The following is a 1,697-nucleotide window of genomic DNA, read 5'->3' as shown; positions in this document are numbered from 1 at the left end:
AAGATCCGTGGTCAACGATCCTCTATACGAAAGAAAAAACACGGGCGATAATACCCCTGCAATAGTGCATTGTAGGTTAGTTAGCGGAAATGAAGTGAAATTTACCGTAGTTCCTAAGGGCATGGGAAGCGAAAACGCCTCAGCTTTGGCCATGTTATCGCCCGCCGATGGTCAAGAGGGAGTCATCAATTTCGTGAAAGACACAATAGCACAAAAGGGACAAAACGCTTGCCCTCCCCTCGTTGTGGGCGTTGGCATCGGAGGCAATTTTGAAAGCGCGCCCATTTTGGCTAAAAGGTCGTTGCTCAGGCCCACAGGCAGCAGAAATGCAGATGCTCGTTACGCGCAGTTGGAGGAAAAACTTCTTGAAGAGATTAACGGTTTGGGCTTGGGTCCGGGAGGATATGGAGGAAGAATTACGGCTCTTGACGTTCACGTTGAGTTTATGCCCACTCACATCGCGGGTTTGCCTGTGGCCGTAAACGTTTGTTGTAACGCCCTGCGGCATGCAAGCGGCCATCTATAGGCCCTTTTTAGGAATGCCTGCTTTGGATGCCTTTAAAAACAAAAAGCATGTTGCCTTCTTTGATGGCTTATGTTATTTAAATAATAAAGTAGGGGTAATGTTTTCGGATGTAAGGTCTTGAGGTTTTAATTTTTCGAAAACGCTAATTTGAATTGATCAGGAGATCTTGGATGAATGTAAAGGTTAAAAGAATAAAAACTCCCTTGAAGGATGAGCTTGTCAAGAGTTTGCACATGGGGGATAGGGTATTGTTATCCGGTTTTGTTTATACAGCTCGCGATGCAGCGCATGAAAGGATGTTGAAGGCAATAAGACAGGGTGATCCCCCTCCCTTTGACCTTCGAGGCCAGGTTATCTATTACGCAGGTCCTGCTCCGGCGAAGCCGGGCGCACCCGTTGGATCCATTGGGCCGACCACGAGTGGACGCATGGATAAATATGCACCGGTGCTCATTGAAATGGGTTTAAAAGGCATGATCGGCAAAGGAAAAAGGAGCGAACCGGTGATTGCCGCGATAAAATCTCATAAAGCGGTGTACTTTGGCGCAACCGGGGGAGCAGCAGCTTTGTTGGCTATGAAAGTAAAATCTTCCAAGGTGATAGCCTACGAAGACCTGGGACCGGAGGCCATTTATGAGATATTAGTAGAGGATTTTCCTTTGTTGGTGGTAACAGATTCCGAGGGCAACGACTTATATTCCTTGGGGCCTGAAAAATGGTCTGCCCTTAAGACGACAGAGGAGGACAAAAGGTCATGAATTCAAAAAACGGCAGCCCAACGATCGGACTGACCTTGGGTAGTGGAGCGGCCAGGGGATGGGCTCATATAGGCATACTGAGAGCGCTTGCCGATAGGAACATACATCCCGATATAGTTTGTGGGTGCTCCATGGGCGCCCTGGTTGGAGGATTTTATGCAGCTTTAAAGCTTGACGAATTGGAAGAAGCTTCTTATTCGTTGAGCAAAATGGGCATGTTGAGGATGATGGGTCGTCTTATTTTTCGTGGCGGTTTTTTCGATAACAAGGGAATTATGCAGTGGATACGGGACGTTTTAGGAGACGTAAAGATAGAGGAATTGCCCGTTAAGTTTGGCGCTGTGTCGGTAGACCTTTCCACCGGCATGGAGATATGGATGACATCCGGTGATCTCGTCGAGGCGATCATGGCT

3 protein-coding genes are annotated in these 1,697 nt (G+C 47.7%); all 3 read left to right on the top strand.

The annotated features are described in order from the left end of the window. Window positions 1-526, top strand: a 526-nt coding sequence (locus Q7P41_RS10170) for a fumarate hydratase (RefSeq protein WP_303884008.1), incomplete at its 5' end; no start/stop codon positions are given. A gap of 170 nt (window positions 527-696) precedes the next feature. Further along, window positions 697-1,284 carry a Fe-S-containing hydro-lyase gene (locus Q7P41_RS10165; RefSeq protein WP_303884007.1) on the top strand — a complete coding sequence of 196 codons (588 nt, stop codon included), beginning with the start codon at window positions 697-699 and terminating at the stop codon, window positions 1,282-1,284. Next, window positions 1,281-1,697: patatin-like phospholipase family protein (locus tag Q7P41_RS10160; protein ID WP_303884006.1), on the top strand; the 417-nt coding region annotated here is incomplete at its 3' end. The genes Q7P41_RS10165 and Q7P41_RS10160, both read left to right, overlap by 4 nt.

The sequence above is a fragment of the Acetomicrobium mobile genome (genome assembly GCF_937920065.1).
This window is presented reverse-complemented; position numbering and strand designations above follow the sequence as displayed.

Coding starts and splice junctions, on each gene's coding strand:
- Q7P41_RS10165 (WP_303884007.1), top strand. CDS start 697: ATGAATGTAAAGGTTAAAAGAATAAAAACTCCCTTGAAGGATGAGCTT.